The organism is Phytopseudomonas daroniae (genome assembly GCF_004327275.1).
In the GTDB taxonomy this organism is placed as follows: domain Bacteria; phylum Pseudomonadota; class Gammaproteobacteria; order Pseudomonadales; family Pseudomonadaceae; genus Aquipseudomonas; species Aquipseudomonas daroniae.
In genome coordinates this window covers 65,348-82,546 of the sequence record NZ_QJUJ01000006.1, presented here as the reverse complement: position 1 = coordinate 82,546, position 17,199 = coordinate 65,348, and the positions used below count along the sequence as shown (strand labels likewise).

The 17,199-nt window shown below is 58.9% G+C and carries 20 protein-coding genes, 4 tRNA genes and 1 pseudogene; 15 read left to right on the top strand and 10 right to left on the bottom strand.

Annotated features, from left to right (window positions below; genetic code table 11):
- Positions 1-20: 20 nt before the first annotated feature.
- Positions 21-689 (bottom strand): Bax inhibitor-1/YccA family protein, encoded by a 669-nt coding sequence (locus DNK10_RS15570; protein ID WP_131180636.1) that lies wholly within the window; start codon positions 687-689, stop codon positions 21-23.
- A gap of 180 nt (positions 690-869) precedes the next feature.
- On the opposite strand from DNK10_RS15570, the gene DNK10_RS15565 reads away from it, so the two are divergent.
- Positions 870-960: transfer RNA gene (locus DNK10_RS15565), tRNA-Ser, on the top strand.
- 263 nt (positions 961-1,223) lie between these two features.
- Here the strand turns inward: DNK10_RS15565 and DNK10_RS15560 are convergent.
- Complete coding sequence (locus DNK10_RS15560) at positions 1,224-1,472, bottom strand: DUF1654 domain-containing protein (protein WP_131192187.1); 249 nt, start codon at positions 1,470-1,472, stop codon at positions 1,224-1,226.
- Between the two features lie 164 nt (positions 1,473-1,636).
- Positions 1,637-1,843 carry a hypothetical protein gene (locus DNK10_RS25900; protein ID WP_165495996.1) on the bottom strand — a complete coding sequence of 69 codons (207 nt, stop codon included), beginning with the start codon at positions 1,841-1,843 and terminating at the stop codon, positions 1,637-1,639.
- Here DNK10_RS25900 and gacA point away from each other — a divergent pair.
- From gacA to DNK10_RS15505, 10 genes are all read left to right on the top strand, one after another.
- The gene (gene gacA / locus DNK10_RS15555) at positions 1,814-2,458 is read left to right on the top strand and encodes a response regulator transcription factor GacA (RefSeq protein ID WP_131180634.1); all 645 of its coding nucleotides are present in this window, start codon (positions 1,814-1,816) and stop codon (positions 2,456-2,458) included. The two genes, DNK10_RS25900 and gacA, sit on opposite strands and share 30 nt — an antisense overlap.
- Complete coding sequence (gene uvrC / locus DNK10_RS15550; protein WP_131192186.1) at positions 2,445-4,283, top strand: excinuclease ABC subunit UvrC; 1,839 nt, start codon at positions 2,445-2,447, stop codon at positions 4,281-4,283. The genes gacA and uvrC overlap by 14 nt, the downstream gene beginning before the upstream one ends.
- A 33-nt stretch (positions 4,284-4,316) precedes the next feature.
- Positions 4,317-4,877 carry a CDP-diacylglycerol--glycerol-3-phosphate 3-phosphatidyltransferase gene (gene pgsA, locus DNK10_RS15545; RefSeq protein ID WP_131180632.1) on the top strand — a complete coding sequence of 187 codons (561 nt, stop codon included), beginning with the start codon at positions 4,317-4,319 and terminating at the stop codon, positions 4,875-4,877.
- Between the two features lie 66 nt (positions 4,878-4,943).
- Positions 4,944-5,019: transfer RNA gene (locus DNK10_RS15540), tRNA-Gly, on the top strand.
- Between the two features lie 39 nt (positions 5,020-5,058).
- A tRNA-Cys gene (locus DNK10_RS15535) sits at positions 5,059-5,132 on the top strand.
- Between the two features lie 381 nt (positions 5,133-5,513).
- On the top strand, positions 5,514-5,993 hold the full coding sequence (locus DNK10_RS15530) for a hypothetical protein (protein ID WP_131192298.1): 480 nt from the start codon (positions 5,514-5,516) through the stop codon (positions 5,991-5,993).
- Between the two features lie 633 nt (positions 5,994-6,626).
- Positions 6,627-6,878, top strand: a complete 252-nt coding sequence (locus DNK10_RS15520; protein WP_131180630.1) for a DUF1652 domain-containing protein — start codon at positions 6,627-6,629, stop codon at positions 6,876-6,878.
- Positions 6,879-6,971: 93 nt separating this feature from the next.
- Positions 6,972-7,223 (top strand): hypothetical protein, encoded by a 252-nt coding sequence (locus DNK10_RS15515; RefSeq protein ID WP_131180629.1) that lies wholly within the window; start codon positions 6,972-6,974, stop codon positions 7,221-7,223.
- Positions 7,224-7,315: 92 nt separating this feature from the next.
- Complete coding sequence (locus DNK10_RS15510) at positions 7,316-7,651, top strand: ElaB/YgaM/YqjD family protein (protein ID WP_165493632.1); 336 nt, start codon at positions 7,316-7,318, stop codon at positions 7,649-7,651.
- A gap of 185 nt (positions 7,652-7,836) precedes the next feature.
- A tRNA-Leu gene (locus DNK10_RS15505) sits at positions 7,837-7,923 on the top strand.
- A 133-nt stretch (positions 7,924-8,056) separates the two neighbouring features.
- On the opposite strand, the pseudogene DNK10_RS15500 reads toward DNK10_RS15505, so the two are convergent.
- Both DNK10_RS15500 and DNK10_RS15495 read right to left on the bottom strand, forming a co-directional pair.
- Positions 8,057-8,287, bottom strand: a pseudogene (locus tag DNK10_RS15500) (outer membrane protein OmpK); the annotation flags it as partial.
- A 120-nt stretch (positions 8,288-8,407) separates the two neighbouring features.
- The gene (locus DNK10_RS15495; RefSeq protein WP_131180627.1) at positions 8,408-8,659 is read right to left on the bottom strand and encodes a hypothetical protein; all 252 of its coding nucleotides are present in this window, start codon (positions 8,657-8,659) and stop codon (positions 8,408-8,410) included.
- A 147-nt stretch (positions 8,660-8,806) separates the two neighbouring features.
- Between DNK10_RS15495 and galU the strand changes: the two genes are divergently transcribed.
- On the top strand, positions 8,807-9,643 hold the full coding sequence (gene galU, locus DNK10_RS15490; RefSeq protein WP_131192184.1) for a UTP--glucose-1-phosphate uridylyltransferase GalU: 837 nt from the start codon (positions 8,807-8,809) through the stop codon (positions 9,641-9,643).
- A 44-nt stretch (positions 9,644-9,687) separates the two neighbouring features.
- Here galU and DNK10_RS15485 read toward each other — a convergent pair whose 3' ends face one another.
- Positions 9,688-10,110: a VOC family protein gene (locus tag DNK10_RS15485; RefSeq protein ID WP_131192183.1), complete on the bottom strand. Its 423-nt coding sequence runs from the start codon at positions 10,108-10,110 to the stop codon at positions 9,688-9,690.
- Between the two features lie 119 nt (positions 10,111-10,229).
- On the opposite strand from DNK10_RS15485, the gene gorA reads away from it, so the two are divergent.
- The 3 genes from gorA to DNK10_RS15470 all read left to right on the top strand — a co-directional run bounded on the left by gorA (position 10,230) and on the right by DNK10_RS15470 (position 13,670).
- Entirely contained in the window at positions 10,230-11,585 is a 1,356-nt protein-coding gene (gene gorA / locus DNK10_RS15480) for a glutathione-disulfide reductase (protein ID WP_131192182.1), read from the top strand.
- 7 nt (positions 11,586-11,592) lie between these two features.
- Positions 11,593-12,216 carry a trimeric intracellular cation channel family protein gene (locus tag DNK10_RS15475; RefSeq protein WP_131180623.1) on the top strand — a complete coding sequence of 208 codons (624 nt, stop codon included), beginning with the start codon at positions 11,593-11,595 and terminating at the stop codon, positions 12,214-12,216.
- A 74-nt stretch (positions 12,217-12,290) separates the two neighbouring features.
- Positions 12,291-13,670 carry an FAD-binding oxidoreductase gene (locus DNK10_RS15470; protein ID WP_131192181.1) on the top strand — a complete coding sequence of 460 codons (1,380 nt, stop codon included), beginning with the start codon at positions 12,291-12,293 and terminating at the stop codon, positions 13,668-13,670.
- A gap of 12 nt (positions 13,671-13,682) precedes the next feature.
- Here DNK10_RS15470 and tcyN read toward each other — a convergent pair whose 3' ends face one another.
- The 4 genes from tcyN to DNK10_RS15450 all read right to left on the bottom strand — a co-directional run bounded on the left by tcyN (position 13,683) and on the right by DNK10_RS15450 (position 17,030).
- On the bottom strand, positions 13,683-14,432 hold the full coding sequence (gene tcyN / locus DNK10_RS15465) for an L-cystine ABC transporter ATP-binding protein TcyN (RefSeq protein ID WP_131180622.1): 750 nt from the start codon (positions 14,430-14,432) through the stop codon (positions 13,683-13,685).
- 34 nt (positions 14,433-14,466) lie between these two features.
- Complete coding sequence (gene tcyL / locus DNK10_RS15460) at positions 14,467-15,135, bottom strand: cystine ABC transporter permease (RefSeq protein ID WP_131192180.1); 669 nt, start codon at positions 15,133-15,135, stop codon at positions 14,467-14,469.
- Positions 15,132-15,932, bottom strand: a complete 801-nt coding sequence (tcyJ, locus tag DNK10_RS15455) for a cystine ABC transporter substrate-binding protein (protein WP_131192179.1) — start codon at positions 15,930-15,932, stop codon at positions 15,132-15,134. Before tcyJ ends, tcyL begins: the two co-directional genes overlap by 4 nt.
- A 90-nt stretch (positions 15,933-16,022) precedes the next feature.
- A complete protein-coding gene (locus DNK10_RS15450) occupies positions 16,023-17,030 on the bottom strand; it encodes a D-cysteine desulfhydrase (RefSeq protein WP_131192178.1) in 1,008 nt (335 codons plus the stop codon).
- Between the last annotated feature and the right edge of the window lie 169 nt (positions 17,031-17,199).

Here is a 17,199-nt window from a genome sequence, read left to right as displayed (position 1 = left end):
TTTGTATGGCGCTTAGCGGATCAGTCGTCACCACCCATGATGCCGAAAATCTGCAGCAGGCTGATGAACAGGTTGTAGATCGATACATACAGGCTGATGGTCGCCATGATGTAGTTACGCTCACCGCCATGGATGATCGCGCTGGTCTGGAACAGGATGCAGGCCGACGAGAACAGCACGAAGCCAGCGCTGATCGCCAGTTGCAGGCCGCTGATCTGGAAGAAGAAGCTAGCGAGTATCGCACCCAGCAGAACGAAGAAACCGGCCGTGATGAAGCCGCTCAGGAAGCTCATGTCCTTGCGGGTAGTCAGCACGTAGGCGGACAGACCACAGAAGACGACAGCCGTCATCATGAATGCCGAGCTGACGACTTCGGCGCCGTTGGCCATGCCCATGTAACGGTTGAGGATCGGGCCCAGGGTGTAACCCATGAAACCGGTCAGTGCGAAGGTGGACAGCAGGCCCCAGCCGGAGTCGCGCAACTTGGCAGTCAGGAAGAACAGGCCGTAGAAGCCGATCAGCACCACGAAAATGTTCGGGTAGGGCACATTGGCACGCTGTGCCATGAACGCCACAATGCCACTGAATGCCAGGGTGAGAGCCAGCAAGCCGTACGTGTTGCGCAGAACGCTGCTGACTGCTGTTTGTTCAACCTGCGTAGGGCTGTGTGCGTAATCTTGTTCGCGCATGGCGACACTCCTGTAAAGGCTAATGGTTCCGTGACCAAGGTCGGAAGGCATCATAACAGAGCCTTGGGTACTGCCAAATCAGAGTGTTTGACAGTGTGTTACGTTCCGGTAAGATGCCGCCCGCAGTCGACAAGGTTGCAAAGGGATGTTTCGGCCAGATGAAACAGACCATATCAATCTGGAGGGTTGGCAGAGCGGTTGAATGCACCGGTCTTGAAAACCGGCGAACGTTAATAGCGTTCCCAGGGTTCGAATCCCTGGCCCTCCACCAAATTCTTAGTGATATCAAAGGCCTAGATGATTTCTAGGCCTTTTTTTTACCTGCTTTGTAGCTGGCTGAGTGGATGGGCAGGTGCGAATTTCACTGCTTGATCCAAAGCCGTCTTGTGCTTGAAAGATCGCCGTCTCGATGTGTGTTCTTGTCCGCTCAGGTATACATACCGGCGTAGCAATTGCGCAGATCAGCGTCGGCTTCTGGTGCTTGGGCGCGAGCTGGAAGAGGGCGCCAATGAGCAATTCAGCGCGCGCGACGGATCAGTCCTCTTTTGGCACCGTCCAGAAGAGCTGGTAACCGTCGTCCCGGTGGGCGATCGTCACGTTATCGTTCTCACCGATTTCCTCCAGGATGCGTGCCCAGTCATCCGGGCTGTCGTCATCAGCCCGGAGTAGTACTGCCGTTCGAGCCTTTTGCGCCGCCGGTGAGTTGATGACCCGTGAAACTCGGGCTCCGAGCAGTTCGTACGAGAGGGGCGTCGCTGCCGCCGATGAGGTGCTTTTTGTCATGACTACTCACCCTGTTTGCTGTATGTGTATACAGTGATGGCGGGGTTTGTAAAAGTCAATCTGCCTTCTTGTTCGCCTACTTGTGTTCCGATGACGTAGTCGGGGGAGGCAAGGGCCTTTGTAGAAGGCTTGGCACCAGGTCAGCCTAATAACGACCGTGCCTATCAGGCCTCTACTTCAATATGTTTTTCGTCATTTATTAGCGTCGGCGGAGGGTGAGAGCATTCGACCATGCGCCTATACTTGACGTTCGGAGTTAACTCAGGCGTCAGGTTTTTTGATATGGTGCGGTTCTCCCAGGCAGTCGCTGTGCGGCGCTCGCGCAGGTACGAGGTGTTCGTTTGATTAAGGTATTGGTTGTTGATGATCATGACCTCGTTCGTACGGGCATTTCGCGCATGCTGGCCGATATCGAGGGCCTGCAAGTCATCGGTCAGGCCAGTTCCGGCGAGGAATCGCTGAAGAAGGTTCGTGAGCTGAAGCCGGATGTTGTCCTGATGGACGTGAAAATGCCTGGCATCGGTGGCCTCGAGGCCACCCGCAAACTGATTCGCAGCCATCCCGACCTCAAGGTTGTAGCTGTCACCGTTTGCGAAGAAGATCCGTTTCCTACGCGTCTTTTGCAGGCGGGTGCCGCCGGCTATCTGACCAAAGGCGCCGCGTTGGAGGAAATGGTTCAGGCCATTCGTATGGTCTTCGCTGGGCAGCGCTTCATTAGCCCGCAGATCGCCCAGCAACTGGCCCTCAAGTCTTTCCAGCCACAGAGCAGCAATTCGCCATTCGACCTGCTCTCCGAGCGTGAGATCCAGATCGCCCTGATGATCGCCGGTTGCCATAAAGTGCAGAGCATTTCCGACAAACTCTGCCTGTCGCCCAAGACGGTGAACACCTACCGCTATCGGATTTTCGAAAAACTGTCGATCACCAGCGATGTGGAGCTGGCGTTGCTGGCAGTCCGTCATGGCATGGTCGATGCCACCAGCTGAAGTCATTCCCGTGTTCGATGCTAGTGCCTTTCTCGCCACCTGCAGTGGTCGCCCAGGTGTGTATCGCATGTTCGATGCGAACTCCAACCTGCTGTATGTCGGTAAAGCCAAGAACCTTAAGAAGCGCCTTGCCAGCTACTTTCGCAAGACCGGCTTGGCGACCAAGACCGCTGCGCTGGTGGGCAAGATCGCCCAGGTGGAAACCACCATCACCGCCAACGAGACCGAGGCGCTGCTGCTCGAGCAGACGCTGATCAAGGAATGGCGGCCGCCGTACAACATCCTGCTGCGCGACGACAAATCCTATCCGTACGTATTTTTGTCGGATGGCGACTATCCACGTCTGGATATTCATCGTGGCGCCAAGAACCGCAAAGGGCGCTATTTCGGGCCGTACCCGAGCGCCGGCGCGATCCGCGAAAGCCTGGCACTGTTGCAAAAGACCTTTCTGGTGCGCCAGTGTGAAGACAGCTACTTCAAGAACCGCACGCGGCCCTGCCTGCAGTATCAGATCAAGCGCTGCAAGGCGCCCTGTGTCGCCCTGGTCGAACCGGCCGAATATGCCGAGGATGTGCGCCACTCGGTGATGTTCCTGGAAGGGCGTAGCAACGCCCTGAATGCCGAGTTGTCCGCGAACATGCAGCAGGCCGCCATGGAGCTGGATTTCGAGAAGGCCGCCGAACTGCGTGACCAGATGGCCCTGCTACGCCGTGTGCAGGATCAGCAGAGCATGGAAGGTGGCACCGGTGACGTCGACGTTATCGCCGCCATGGTCAATCCGGGCGGCGCCTGCGTACACCTGATCAGCGTGCGCGGCGGGCGCGTGCTTGGCAGCAAGAATTTCTTTCCCCAGGTGGCGATCGAGGAAGAGGTGCAGGACGTGCTCGTGGCATTCCTCGGCCAGTACTACCTGGGCAGCCAGGAGCGCGACCTGCCGACCGAGTTGATCGTCAACGCGTCCCATGAAGACTATCCCGTCCTGATCGCCGCCATCAATGAGCTGCGCGGGCGTGAGCTGGGCATCAGCTACCGTGTCCGCGGCACCCGCGCGCGCTGGCAAGCGCTGGCCGTGACCAACGCCGAGCAGGCGCTGGGCGCCCGGCTGGCCAACCGTGCGCACATGGCGGGGCGCTTCGACGCCCTGGCCGAGGCGCTGGACATGGACGAAGTGCCGCAGCGCCTGGAATGCTTCGATATCAGCCACTCCAGCGGTGAGGCGACCGTCGCCTCCTGTGTGGTGTTTGGCCCTGAAGGCCCTCTCAAGTCGGACTATCGGCGCTACAACATCGAGGGTGTGACCGGCGGCGACGACTATGCCGCCATGCACCAGGCGCTGAGCCGTCGCTTCAGCAAGATCAAGCAGAACGAGGGCAAGCTGCCGGATATTCTGTTGGTCGATGGCGGCAAGGGCCAATTGGCGATGGCCCGCGAGGTGCTGACGGAATTGGAAGTGCCAGAACTGATCCTGCTTGGTGTGGCCAAAGGCACTACGCGCAAACCCGGCCTGGAAACCCTTTATCTGAATGATGCTGCCCACGAGTTCACCCTGCCGGGTAATTCGCCGGCACTGCACCTGATCCAGCAAATTCGCGACGAATCGCACCGTTTTGCCATCACTGGGCACCGTGCCCGCCGTGGTAAGGCGCGGCGCACCTCAAGTCTGGAGGAGGTGGCTGGAGTAGGGCCGAAGCGACGCCGTGAACTGCTCAATCACTTTGGTGGTCTGCAAGAATTGTCCCGCGCCAGCGCCGAAGAAATCGCTAAAGCGCCCGGTATCAGTAAAAAGCTGGCAGGGTTGATTTATGCAGCCCTGCACAGCGAGTAGAATGCCGCCTCACCTAACCGCCCAGTCGAGCCGATGAATATCCCCAACCTCCTAACGGTGCTCCGCGTTCTGCTGATCCCGATCTTCATCCTGTTGTTCTACATGCCATTTTCGTGGAGCTACTGGGCTGCCAGCGCGGTATTCGCCTTTGCCGCCGTTACCGACTGGCTCGATGGCTATCTGGCGCGTCGCTGGGAGCAGAGCACGCCGTTCGGCGCTTTCCTCGATCCAGTTGCCGACAAACTGATGGTCGCCACCGCACTGGTGCTGCTGGTCGCCGAACACGCCAACCTGTGGCTGACCGTACCGGCGACCATCATCATCGGCCGCGAGATCGTCGTCTCTGCATTGCGCGAGTGGATGGCCGAGCTGGGGGCGAGGGCGCATGTGGCCGTGTCCAGCCTGGGCAAATGGAAGACGGCCGCGCAGATGGTGGCGCTGGTGATCCTGCTCGGCAACCCGCCGCTGTTCGGCTTCTGGGTGCTGATCGGCTATGTATTGTTGATCATCGCAGCGGTACTGACCCTGTGGTCGATGGTGCAATACCTGCTGGCCGCCTGGCCGCACCTCAGCGTAACCGCAGAAAAGAAATAACTTTTTCGAATCAAGAGCTTGACTGGGCGTTGCGAAGCTATAGAATGGCGCCCGTCGACAAGACAAGCGGGAATAGCTCAGTTGGTAGAGCACGACCTTGCCAAGGTCGGGGTCGCGAGTTCGAGTCTCGTTTCCCGCTCCAATTTCAACGGGCCGTCACGTACGGCCCGTTCGGTTTAAAGGCTGAGTAGCAGAGTGGTTATGCACCGGATTGCAAATCCGTGAACGCCGGTTCGATTCCGACCTCAGCCTCCAAATAGAAAGCCCCGTGGTTACTGACCACGGGGCTTTTTCTTTGCATGCGATTTGATGGCCGGTTTCGACACGTGGGTGTGCTTTGATATCCGCTGTCGCGTAAGTGATGCTGGTTGGGGTTGGCGTGGTTCCCGGCGGATCGGAATTATAGTGCGCGCAATAAAAGAAGATCACGAACCTTGATTTTGCTGGCCACAACGGTGCAAGGGTTGATGCAGGGCCGGAGAGAATCTGGTGTTGCTTGATATCGAGAAGGACGATCAATGTGAACGGCAAACTCCTGCGGCTTTCCAAGCAATGTACTCATTGCCCGCGGTAATCGTTGTGTCTCTGATCGCTACCCCCGATTCACCCGAAACTGCAACATCCGCCAGCGACTCCATGATGTTTGGTACGCCGAAGGAGCGCCTGGATTTCTATCGCAAGGAAATTCATTACGAGACCGGCCAGTTGTCGAGCCGCACCAACGCCTACCTGGGTGCACAGTCGTTTCTGGTGATCGCCTATGCGTCTTCGATGGCCAATACCAACGAGACCTGGGGCGATCTGTTCACGCTGATCATTCCTGTGTTGCTGGTTTTGCTGGGGATCGTCAGTTCTCTGAGCGCATGGCCTGGTATCAGGGCTTCTGCAGCGATCATCGGGCACTGGCAATTCAAGCAGGACACCCTGCTGCGCAGCGAACCCCGATTCGGGCATGCCTATGATGATTCGCCGCTGTTCTGTGAAACCGAGGCCTGTGAAGAGCGCTACCGCAAGTCGTTGCTGTTCTCGCTCCGGTCACCCTGGTTGTTCAGCGTGTTCTGGGGGATTCTGGGTGCGTTCTCGGTATGGCTGCAGCTTTCGACTGCCAATATCTGATGGGATCAGGCCACCTCGTGGCCTGTTGATCCTGCTGGCCACGTGATGGAGTGGCGGTAGCCTTATGGCGAAATGGGGTCGCTGGCCGGGAAGGTCTCCTCGAGCGCGTTATCCATTCGGGACTCCCTATCCTGCAGTTGGCTACTGGCTTTCGGAGCTGTACCTCCATCTCGCTCCGGAGCTGATGCGCCTCGCTCGTCCTGGGTGCCCTCTCGCTCACAGGCGCTCAACAGGCCTTTGAGCTGGCAATGCCCCGTTATTCCGCGCTTCGCAATCATCGTTGACGCCGCGATTTTTATCAAACCGCGGATCCCGCCCTGCTTGATGCCGCTAGCAACTCCCATTATCCCAACAGCTAGTGAGAGTAAACGCTCGGTACCTTCAACATTGTTGGCGTGCATGTGACACCTCATCGGCTATTGGGCTCACCCTCGCATGGGGTGGTGAGAATAGGGAGGGGTGTCACTGATGCAAGGTTCAGGGATACTTACCAGTGGTTGAACAGGCTGAGACGATGCATTTTTGAATGGCCAGGACTTGCCAGCCGATAGGCGGGACAAAATGTCTCATGTCGGGCGATTTTATACGGACTAAACTCCGAGGGTCGTCAACATTGAGGAAGGAGGTTCCAGGATGATGTCCGTTCTCGAACAGCGCCACATCGTCGAATGTGCGTTTCTACCCCTGGCCTGCAAGTGCTACATAGATGGCAGCGAGTCGGTGACTATCCAGATCAGGGATCCGGTCACTGCGCAGGTTTACCTGAATGTCACCGGCATTTCGCGCGCCGAGTTGTCGACCTCGCGGCAGATATCTCAGTTGGTGGCGCAGCTGCGCCAGGATCTGCGCACGCTGAATTCAGGGAGTGATCGCAAGCAGGCCTGATGCCGTCGTCCGCGCTCGCGGTCAGACAGAGTGAACTGCCTCCACATCCCGCAGCCTCAGTTAGCAAGACTGACTATTGAGGAGGATGACGATATGGACGGTGGAAAATTCGATGGCTACGACCTCGAGCGCTTCCATTCGCTGCTGGCTGAAGAGCTGGGGCTGACGGAGGATGAGCTGGAAACCTGGATGGAAGAAGAGCGCGAGCGCGTCGATGAGGACGGCCAGTTGATCGGCCACGCCATTACGTTCAAGCACGATATGCCATTCGATCTGCGCGCCCGTGTGCGGGGCATGGCCGGCGATCATGTCGCTCATACCGGGCTCATCGAACTGGACTCTTGAGGGCCGAATGGCCGTGATCGGCAAAAAACCTGAACTCTGGCGATCAGCGGCACCTCCAAAATAGCGTCAATCACTTTATGGAGTATTCGCTAATGGCTCGTAAAACTTCGCTGGAAAGCGGCCTGGATCAGTTTCAGCAGGAAAGCGCCAAGGAATTGAAGAAACTTCTCGACCAGGCCAGCAAAGCGCTGGGTGATGCCGAGTCCTTTTCTGGCGACAAGGCAAACGAGGCCCGTGAGAAAGTGATCGCGCTACTCAATGAAGCCAAAGGCTCGATCACCGACAAAAGCCGCGAGGCCGTCGAACTGGGTCGTGAAACCATTGGTAACGCTCAGGATCGCATCGAAAGCAATCCTTGGACTTCCGTTGCCGTCGCCTCGGGTTTCGGTCTGCTGATCGGTCTGCTGGTCGGTCGCAGCAGCAAGTAAATCGATACCGGCGGCGCACACCTGAGGTGCGACCCGCCTGAATCGATCCGGCCGTAGCTGCGTGGTCAGCTCGCGGTCAACGAAATAGCCTCGTAGATCACTGATTTACGAGGCTTTTTATTGCATGCTTTAACCTTGCAGCGTCGCCTGGGGGTGTATATAGTCCAGCCCTCGCATATTTCGCTGCCCCGATGGTGAAATTGGTAAACACAGCAGACTTAAAATCTGCCGACCGCAAGGTCTTGCCGGTTCGATTCCGGCTCGGGGCACCATCTGCGGCATCAAGCTGCAAACCCTCCGTGCGATTTCTCTCTGTCATCTCTGATCATTACGTCACGAGCCATCGAATGGAGCGTGCGTAGCCTTGTTGCCGTCTCGCAGGCGACAAGGGCCGACCACTGCCTGGAAGTGAGCCTTGACCAGCAGACTGATGGCGCTCTGGTTGGTGCCGCCCAGGTCTTCGTCACCCAGCGGGCTGTCGTTGTCGATGCCGTACTTGTGCTTCCAGTAGTCGTACTCGACGCCCACGTAGAACTTCCTGCCCCAACTCATGGCCTCGGCCAGGTCGTACTTGATCTGCGGGTTGATGTGCAGGTTGGCGTGGTAGCTGTCGTCGTTGTCGACCACCCAGTCGATGCTGTGCCGGATCGTGCCGATATCGGGTGGCCGGCAGATATGAGAACGCCGTTTTCTCATCGCGAGAAAACGGCGTTGGTGGCAGCGCTCAATACAGTGCCGTGATGGCCTGGCGGCGGATCAGGCGTCGAACTGTTTGGCCGCTTCGACGCCAGAGGCGCCGAGCTTGATGGGGTAGTGGATGGACAGTTCACCATCAGTGCTCGAGACACTGCCGTCCTGAATCAGCCCGCTGTCCTGCAGGTGTTTGAGAATGTCGACGACCGCGTGTTCGCCGCGGAAATTATCCAGCACCTCCTTGCCCAGGCCGGCAGGGTGGGCATGCAGCAGGCGGGTGAGAACCTCTTTCTTCAAATCATTGTCAATGGACATGCGAACCTCGCGTCGCGGTGGGTTTCACCGTTTTTGACTGCCTGGCTGCGCAAACGTTTTAGGTGTTTACCGTTCTGCCGTTGTAAGCAGCAGGCGTCCTGATAAACTGCTGCGGCATCGATAACCCTCTCTCATTCAGGGACTTCCATGATCAAGAAATGCTTGTTTCCCGCCGCTGGCTACGGCACTCGTTTTCTCCCGGCAACCAAGGCCATGCCCAAGGAAATGCTGCCGATCGTGAACAAGCCTTTGATCCAGTACGGCGTGGAGGAGGCGCTGTCTGCCGGTCTCAACGAGATTGCCATGGTGACGGGCCGCGGCAAGCGCGCCCTGGAAGATCACTTCGATATCAGCTACGAGCTGGAAGAGCAGATCCGCAACACCGACAAGGAGAAGTACCTGGTCGGCATTCGTCGTCTGATCGACAACTGCAGCTTCTCCTATACCCGTCAGGTGGAAATGAAGGGGTTGGGGCATGCGATTCTCAGTGGCCGTCCACTGATCGGTGACGAGCCGTTCGCCGTGGTGCTGGCCGATGACCTGTGCCTGAACCTGGAAGGTGACAGCGTACTGAGCCAGATGGTCAAGCTGTACAACCAGTTCCGCTGCTCGATCGTGGCCGTCCAGGAAGTGCCGATGGAAGAAATCCACAAGTACGGCGTGATTGCCGGTGAGATGATCCGTGACGACATCTTCCGTGTGAACAGCATGGTCGAGAAGCCGAAGCCGGAAGATGCACCGTCGAACCTGGCGATCATCGGCCGTTACATCCTGACCCCGGATATCTTCGGGCTGATCGAAAAAACCGAGCCGGGCAAGGGTGGTGAAATCCAGATCACCGACGCGCTGATGAAACAGGCTCAGGATGGTTGCGTACTGGCCTATAAATTCAAGGGGCAGCGTTTCGACTGCGGCGGCGCAGAAGGCTATATCGAGGCGACCAACTTCTGCTACGAGAACCTCTACAAGACCGGCAGGGGCTGAATGGCTCATTGACAAGAAAACCGCCTTCGGGCGGTTTTTTCATTTCAGCTTTCGTTGATCGGCCTGGCACCCGGCCCCAGCGGTTGGCCGTAGCTGAACTCGATGTAATGGCCAGCGGGATCCTGTACGCCACAGTAATAGCCAACTGGGTAAGGCTCGTCGCGTTGTACCCAGATCAGACAACCGGCGGCCTCGGCTTTGGCGGCGATGGCGTCGACTTCCTCGCGGCTCTGCAGGGCGAAACCGAAATGGCTGTAATCGTTGGCCGCCAGGCGCCGCGGCTCGCCGCCGGGCATGATCACGAAGATGAATTCGCTCTCCCGACCTGGCTCTGCCATCCACACGATCTGCGAACCCTTGCCGGGCCGCCGGTGGATGACGTGCATTCCACAGAAGTCTTCATAGAACGCGATGCAGGCCTGCAGATCCGGTACGTGCAAAGCCAGGTGGGTGAGGGTTGGGCGCATGATCGGGCTCCTTCATTAATGACTCTAGACTGGCCAAACGAACGATAAGTTTGACCGATGCAGCGGGCGGGCAGGGCGCTTCGTTTACGGTATGCTCTGCATCTGTTCAGGAGGCTGTAATGACCTACGATTTCGATCTGTTTGTTATCGGTGCCGGTTCCGGCGGTGTACGTGCGGCGCGTTTCTCCGCGGGTTATGGTGCGCGCGTGGCCGTGGCGGAAAGCCGTTATCTGGGTGGTACTTGCGTCAACGTTGGTTGTGTGCCGAAGAAGCTCCTGGTGTACGGCGCGCAGTTCGCCGACGATTTCGAGCAGGCCCAGGGCTTTGGCTGGACGCCCGGCGAGGCCACGTTCAGCTGGCCGACGCTGATCGCCAACAAGAACCGCGAGATCGAGCGCCTCAATGGCATTTATCGAAAACTGCTGGTGAACAGTGGTGTGACCCTGCTCGAAGGCCATGCGCGCCTGCTCGACGAGCACAGCGTCGAAGTCGACGGCAAGACGTACAGCGCCGAGCGCATTCTGATCGCTACCGGTGGCTGGCCGCACATCCCCGATATTCCAGGGCACGAGCACGCGATCAATTCCAACCAGGCGTTCTTCCTGGAAGAGCTGCCCAAACGCGTTCTGGTGATGGGGGGTGGTTATATCGCTGTGGAGTTCGCCTCGATCTTCAACGGCCTCGGCGCGCAAACCTCGCTGCTGTATCGCGGCGATCTGTTCCTGCGTGGCTTCGACAACTCCCTGCGTACGCACCTGCATGAAGAACTGGGCAAGCGTGATCTGGATGTGCAATTCAATACCGATATCGCGCGGATCGACAAGCAAGCCGATGGCAGCCTGCAGGCCACCTTGAAGGATGGCCGCACCCTGCAGGCCGATTGCATCTTCTACGCCACCGGGCGGCGCCCGATGCTCGACAATCTGGGGCTGGAAAACACCTCCGTCAGCCTCGATGACAAGGGCTATATCGAGGTCGACGATGAGTACCAGACCAAGGCGCCGTCGATCCTGGCTATTGGTGACGTGATTGGCCGCGTGCAACTGACACCCGTGGCTCTGGCCGAAGGCATGGCCGTGGCACGCCGCCTGTTCAAGCCAGAGGAGTACCGCAAGGTCGATTATCGGATGATCCCGACCGCGGTGTTCAGCCTGCCGAACATCGGCACCGTGGGCCTGAGCGAAGAGCAGGCACGCGAAGCCGGGCACGAGGTGAAAATCTTCGAAAGCCGCTTCCGGCCGATGAAGCTGACTCTGACCGAAAGCGATGAGCGTACCCTGATGAAGCTGGTGGTAGATGCCAAGACGGATCGCGTGCTGGGTTGCCACATGGTCGGCCCCGATGCCGGCGAGATCGTGCAGGGTCTGGCGGTCGCGCTCAAGGCGGGTGCGACCAAGCAGGTGTTCGACGAGACCATCGGCGTTCATCCGAGCGCGGCCGAGGAGTTCGTCACCCTGCGCACGCCGGTGAACTGACTTGTCGATGAGCCTGCTGTTCTACCTTGCGGATCTGTTCGGGGTGGCGGTGTTCGCCATCACCGGCGCGCTGATGGCTGGGCGCAAGTCCATGGATCTGTTCGGTGTGCTGGTGATCGCCATCATTACCGCGCTCGGTGGCGGCACCTTGCGCGATGTGATCCTCGACAACCACCCGGTCAGCTGGATTCGCAACGACACCTATATCCTGGTCGCCTCGCTGGCCGCTGTGGGTACGGTGATCTGGGTGCGCCTGACCCGACCGATCCACGAAAAGGGCTTGCTGATCGCCGATGCCTTTGGCCTGGCAGTGTTCACCGTGATCGGTACCGAAGTCGCCCTGCAGTACGCCATGCCATCCAGCACGGCGGTGATCATGGGTGTGATGACAGGCGTTGCCGGTGGCGTGATGCGCGATGTGATCTGCAACGAGATCCCGCTGATCTTCAAGAAGGAAATCTACGCCACCGCCTGCCTGGCCGGCGCCGTGACCTTCGTGCTGCTGCGCATGCTGGAAACGCCGCACTGGCTGGATACCGGCATTGCCATGCTGGTGGTGCTGGTGATTCGGCTTGCAGCGATCCGCTGGCACTTCTCGCTACCCCGGTTTCACCTGCTCGACCGCGACTGAAGCGCTCCGGCGTCAAGGGTGCGGCGAGCGTTCACATGATCTCTGTACCCGTTTGTATTTACCAAGGAAGGTCGATGCGCCGTTTGCTCCTGTGTCTGTGCGTGCTGAGCCTGGGCGTTGCCGCTCGGGAAGTCGTCAATGACGTGACAGGCCTCAACCCGGTTGCGGTAGAGCGGGTGATCGTGCCGCGCAGCGAGCAGGAGGTCATCGATGCGCTGCGCAACCATGCAGGGCCGATCAGTATCGGTGGTGGCCGCTACAGCATGGGTGGGCAGACGGCCACGGACGGTGCCTTGCAGCTGGATATGCGCGGCCTCGATCAGATCCTGGCATTCTCCGCCGAGCGCCGCGAGATCCGCGTGCAGAGCGGCATCACCTGGCGTGCGTTGCTCGAATACATCGACCCGTACGACCTCTCGCCGCAGATCATGCAGTCCTACGCCAACTTCACGGTGGGCGGCTCGCTGTCGGTCAATGTGCACGGCCGTTACGTGGGCGAAGGCCCGATCGTCGGTTCGGTGCGGGCCATCCGCGTTGTGCTGGCCGATGGCAGCGTGGTGGACGCCAGCCCGACCCACAACATCGCATTGTTCCATGGCGCGATTGGCGGCTACGGTGGCCTGGGGGTGATAGTCGAAGCCACGCTGGGCCTGGTGGAGAATACCCGCATCGCCCGGAAAAGCCAGGTCATGCCGCTGCAGGAGTACCGCCCCTGGTTCTACCGTGAGGTCGCCTCGCAGGCGGATCTGGTGATGCACAACGGCATTCTTTACCCCGACGATTTTTCTACGGTGCGTGCAGTGTCCTATCGGCGTACCGACGCTGCGTTGACGGAAGTCGAACGGCTGATCCCCACGCAGCAGGGCAGCCACCTGCAACGCGCCGGGATTCGCCTGAGCGGATCGCCTTCGGGCATCAAACTGCGTGAAACGACGCTCGACCCTCTGCTGTTTCGCAACCCCAAGGTGCAATGGCGTAACCGCGAGGCCAGCCTCGATGTCAGCGAGCTGGAACCGATCTCCGGCCCCGGCTTCAGTTATGTGCTGCAGGAGTATTTCGTACCGCCGGCACAACTGGAACGTTTCATCGGCGAATTGGGGCGCCTGACCCATCAGCATCAGGCGACGCTGATCAATGTCTCCATTCGCCATGCCAAGGCGGATCCCGATACCTTGTTGAACTGGGCTCCCGAGGAGGTCTTCGCCCTGGTGCTCTACTACCGTCAGGGCAGCTCGGACATCGAACGGCAGAAAGCAGCGGCCTGGACGCGCGACCTGATCGCCGCCGCGCTACGCTGCGGCGGGCGGCACTATCTGCCTTATCAGATCCACGCCAGCCGCGAGCAGTTTCTGCAGGCTTACCCGCGCGCGCCGGAGTACTTCGTGCTCAAACGCCAGCTGGATCCCACCTACAAATTTCGTAATCGCCTGTGGGATGCCTACTACCCGCTGTGACTATCGGTCACTTCAGGTGTTGCCGAGAAACTTGCTGAGAAACTGCTGGGTACGTACCTGTTTGGGCGCGCTGAACAGCTCGCGGGCATCGCCCTGTTCGACGATCACGCCCTTGTCGATGAAGATGGCGCGGTTGGCCACGTCCCGGGCGAAACTCATCTCATGGGTGACGATGACCAGGGTGCGCTTTTCTTCGGCCAGGGCGCGAATGGTCGCCAGCACTTCACCCACCAGTTCCGGATCCAGCGCCGAGGTGGGTTCGTCGAACAGAATCACATCCGGTTCCATGGCCAGTGCACGGGCAATCGCCACACGCTGTTGCTGGCCACCGGAGAGGCGTTTGGGGTACGCATCCTCCTTGCCGGCCAGGCCGACCTTGGCAAGCAACTGGCGGCCACGCTCGAGTGCTCCGTTGCGTGGCTGTTTCTTGACCACCACCGGGCCTTCGATAACGTTCTCCAGCGCGGTGCGGTGCGGGAACAGGTTGAAGTTCTGGAACACGAACCCTACGTGCTGACGCAGCTTGCGGATCAGCCCCTGTTGCTGGCTGATGGGTTTGCTGGCGTCGACTTCGATGTCACCCACGCGAATGCTGCCACCATCGGGCGTTTCCAGCAGGTTCAGGCAGCGCAGCAGGGTGGTCTTGCCCGAACCGCTGGGGCCGATGATGGCCACCACCTCGCCGGGGGCGATGCTCAGGTCGATGCCGTCGAGAACGGTCTGGCCCTTGAAGGCCTTGGTCAGGTTGCGAACGGTGATCATGCTTCGCTCTGTATCCGAGTGTGGGCGAGGGCCATCAGTTTTCCGCCTCGTGGCGGTTTACCCGTGCTTCCAGGCGGCTCTGCAGATGTGCCAGCAGGCTAGCGAGAATCCAGTAGATCAGCGCGGCCGCCAGGTACATGGTGAAGATTTCGAAAGTACGGGCGGTGATCAACTGTGCCTGGCGGAACAGTTCCGGCACCTGGATGGTGGCTGCCAGTGCGGTGTCCTTGACCAGCGAGATGAAGCTGTTGCCCAGTGGCGGCAAGGCCGTACGTGCTGCCTGGGGCAGAATGGTGCGAATCATGGTCTGGGTTTTGCTCATGCCGATGCTGGCCGAGGCCTCCCACTGACCGCGATCAATGGAGGCGATCGCCGCACGCATGATTTCCGCTACATAAGCGGCCATATTCAGCGAGAAGCCGATCAATGCAGCGCTTAACGGTTCCAGCTGAAGCCCCAACTGCGGTAAGCCGTAATAGATCATGAACAGCTGCACCAGCAGCGGTGTGCCCCTGAAGAAGGAGATATACACCCGGGCCAGCCAGCCCAGCGGCGCAATGGCGTAGAGCCTGAGTAGCGCAAGCCCGAAGCCGAGCAGCATGCCAAAGAACATGCCGCCAAGGCTCAGCACAACCGTCCATACCGCGCCCTTGAGTAGAAAGGGCAGTGAGTCCAGCGCCAGCTGGAGGCTGTCTTGCATCATTGGGTGACGTCAGCCTTGAACCATTTTTCAGAGAGTTGTTTCAGGGTGCCGTCACTGCGCAGTTTTTCGATCGCCTGATCGATGGCCCCAAGCAGCTCAGGATCGCCTTTGCGTAACGCGACGCCCGCCTCCTGACGGGAGAAGGCTTCGCCAGCAGCGGCTAGACGTCCGCCAGTCTTGTCGACCATCTCGAATGCAGCCAGACGATCGACCAGGATCACATCAATGCGTCCGACATTCAGATCCTGGAATTTGGTAGGGTCATCGTCATAGGTACGAATTTCTGCTTGCGGTACGTTTTCCTTCAGCCATTGCTCATAGTTGGTGCCAAGGCCGACCCCGACCTTCTTGCCCGCCAGATCGGCTGCGCTCTTGATGCTATCGGCATCGCCCTTGCGGGTCAGTGCCTGGATGCCAGATACGGTGTAAGGCGTGGAGAAGTCGTACTTCTTCTTGCGCTCATCCGAGATGGTGACCTGATTGATCACGACATCCAGTCGCCCTGACTCGAGAGAAGCGAGAATGCCGTCCCATTTGGTTGGCTGAAAGCTGGCATCCACGCCCAGTTCTTTTGCCAAAGCGTTGGCGAAGTCCACTTCGAAGCCTGCGAGCTTGCCGCTTGCGTCCTGGAAGTTGAACGGTGGATAGGTGCCTTCGAGGCCCACCTTGATGCTGCCGTTGTCCTTGATTTTCTGCAGCAGATCGTCTGCGGCAAATGCCTGGCTACCGAGGCCGGCGCAGAGGGCCAGACTAAAACTGCCGATAAGGAACTGGCGACGCAATGTTGTGAATGTCATAGCTGAGCCTCTGGTCTTGTTGTGTGCGAAGTGCGGCACTCTAATGGGTCTAGGTATATTCGATAAAATAATAAAAAATTATTTATATATTCATTTTTGTTGATAAGTCAGGGACTGGTAAGCGAACAGCGCTGGAGTGCCGCCGGTATGCAGGAAGACCACTGGTTTGCCGTCTTCGAATGCACCAGTCTGCAGTCCGTCCAGCAGGCCCGCGAAGGCTTTTCCGGTGTAAACCGGATCGAGTAGAAGCCCCTCGTTGCTGGCCAACAGGCTAATGGCATCAAGGGTGCCGGCATTGGCCTCGCCGTAGCGTGGTGCGAAATAACCATCCCAGAGTTCGATGGAAAGCGTCTCGGGCACCGGGATACCGAGTAGTTCGGCAGTATGTTGTACCAGGCTGGCAACCTTGGGGCGCTGGGCATCGGCACTACGCGATACGGTAACGCCAACCACCCGCCAGTCAGGCAGCAGGTAAGCCAGGGCGAGAGCGATACCGGCATGGGTCGCACCGCTGCCGGAGGCCAGCACCAGCGTGCCGGCAGGGATCTGCACCTGTTCGATCTGCTCGGCCAGCTCCAAACCGGCTTTGACATAACCCAGTGTACCCAGGGCATTGGAACCGCCGATCGGGATCACATAAGGGCGCTTGCCAGCCGCGCGCAGGTGCTCGGCTTTGGCCATCAGCTGTATGTCGGCGTCTTCCAGGGTGTCGACGTGTTCCACGCGGGTACCGAACAGATCGAGGAGTAGGCGGTTGCCATTATTCAGGTAGTTCTGATCCTGGGTGCCGATGGGGTTTTCCAGCAGTGCCACGCAGGACAGGCCTAGCTGTGCCGCCAGCGCGGCGGTCTGCCGTACGTGGTTGGACTGGATGGCGCCCGCGGTGATCAGGGTATCGGCCTGTTGTATCAGAGCATCGCTGCCCAGGTATTCCAGCTTGCGTGCCTTGTTGCCGCCCAATGCGAAAGGCGTCAGATCGTCACGCTTGATATGGATGTCACGGCCGAAATGGCGGGGCAGCCGTTCGAGGCGCTGCAGTGGTGTTACATGGGGAACCAGTTCGAGCCGCTCGAAGCGGTTCAGAGCTTCACTGATCATGGGGGATTCACTGCCGGAAGGTGAGGATGGGTATCACTGTAGAAGTGAGCCCGAAACACAACAAGCGAATTTACTCATGCTTATTCTTTAAATGAATAACAAGATGAATTAAAAGTATTTCGTTTGAATAAAGACGGGCCGTATCGTCAGCGCGCCGACCTACCCGGAA

Excerpts from the sequence above, each read along its gene's own strand:
- DNK10_RS15570 (WP_131180636.1), bottom strand. The coding sequence starts at position 689 with ATGCGCGAACAAGATTACGCACACAGCCCTACGCAGGTTGAACAAACA.
- DNK10_RS15560 (WP_131192187.1), bottom strand. The coding sequence starts at position 1,472 with ATGACAAAAAGCACCTCATCGGCGGCAGCGACGCCCCTCTCGTACGAA.
- DNK10_RS25900 (WP_165495996.1), bottom strand. The coding sequence starts at position 1,843 with ATGATCATCAACAACCAATACCTTAATCAAACGAACACCTCGTACCTG.
- uvrC (WP_131192186.1), top strand. The coding sequence starts at position 2,445 with ATGCCACCAGCTGAAGTCATTCCCGTGTTCGATGCTAGTGCCTTTCTC.
- pgsA (WP_131180632.1), top strand. The coding sequence starts at position 4,317 with ATGAATATCCCCAACCTCCTAACGGTGCTCCGCGTTCTGCTGATCCCG.
- DNK10_RS15530 (WP_131192298.1), top strand. The coding sequence starts at position 5,514 with ATGATGTTTGGTACGCCGAAGGAGCGCCTGGATTTCTATCGCAAGGAA.
- DNK10_RS15520 (WP_131180630.1), top strand. The coding sequence starts at position 6,627 with ATGATGTCCGTTCTCGAACAGCGCCACATCGTCGAATGTGCGTTTCTA.
- DNK10_RS15515 (WP_131180629.1), top strand. The coding sequence starts at position 6,972 with ATGGACGGTGGAAAATTCGATGGCTACGACCTCGAGCGCTTCCATTCG.
- DNK10_RS15510 (WP_165493632.1), top strand. The coding sequence starts at position 7,316 with ATGGCTCGTAAAACTTCGCTGGAAAGCGGCCTGGATCAGTTTCAGCAG.
- DNK10_RS15495 (WP_131180627.1), bottom strand. The coding sequence starts at position 8,659 with ATGTCCATTGACAATGATTTGAAGAAAGAGGTTCTCACCCGCCTGCTG.
- galU (WP_131192184.1), top strand. The coding sequence starts at position 8,807 with ATGATCAAGAAATGCTTGTTTCCCGCCGCTGGCTACGGCACTCGTTTT.
- DNK10_RS15485 (WP_131192183.1), bottom strand. The coding sequence starts at position 10,110 with ATGCGCCCAACCCTCACCCACCTGGCTTTGCACGTACCGGATCTGCAG.
- gorA (WP_131192182.1), top strand. The coding sequence starts at position 10,230 with ATGACCTACGATTTCGATCTGTTTGTTATCGGTGCCGGTTCCGGCGGT.
- DNK10_RS15475 (WP_131180623.1), top strand. The coding sequence starts at position 11,593 with ATGAGCCTGCTGTTCTACCTTGCGGATCTGTTCGGGGTGGCGGTGTTC.
- DNK10_RS15470 (WP_131192181.1), top strand. The coding sequence starts at position 12,291 with ATGCGCCGTTTGCTCCTGTGTCTGTGCGTGCTGAGCCTGGGCGTTGCC.
- tcyN (WP_131180622.1), bottom strand. The coding sequence starts at position 14,432 with ATGATCACCGTTCGCAACCTGACCAAGGCCTTCAAGGGCCAGACCGTT.
- tcyL (WP_131192180.1), bottom strand. The coding sequence starts at position 15,135 with ATGATGCAAGACAGCCTCCAGCTGGCGCTGGACTCACTGCCCTTTCTA.
- tcyJ (WP_131192179.1), bottom strand. The coding sequence starts at position 15,932 with ATGACATTCACAACATTGCGTCGCCAGTTCCTTATCGGCAGTTTTAGT.
- DNK10_RS15450 (WP_131192178.1), bottom strand. The coding sequence starts at position 17,030 with ATGATCAGTGAAGCTCTGAACCGCTTCGAGCGGCTCGAACTGGTTCCC.